The 234-nt window shown below is 61.5% G+C and carries 1 protein-coding gene; it reads right to left on the reverse strand.

Features of this window, described 5'->3' with window-relative positions; genetic code table 11:
- Positions 1–234: VCBS domain-containing protein (locus AC6LKD_RS32725; RefSeq protein ID WP_498118554.1), on the reverse strand; the 234-nt coding region annotated here is incomplete at both ends.

Consider the following 234-nt stretch of genomic DNA (forward strand, 5'->3'; position numbering starts at 1 on the left):
CGCCCGGCACGCCATCGGTGTGGCCATTGATGGTGACCGTGATGGTGGTGGTGCTGACGTCGCCGTCGGCGTCCTTGATCGTGTAGGTGAAGGTGTCCTTGAGCTGTTGGCCATCGAGCAGCGCGTTGACGCGCGGGTCGTTGTTGTTCAGCTCATAGGTGTAGGAGCCGTCGGCCTTGAGGACGATCTTGCCGTACTCGCCGTTGACTGCGGTGTTGACGTTGCCGTTGACGT

This window comes from Achromobacter sp. D7-1 (assembly GCF_059760445.1).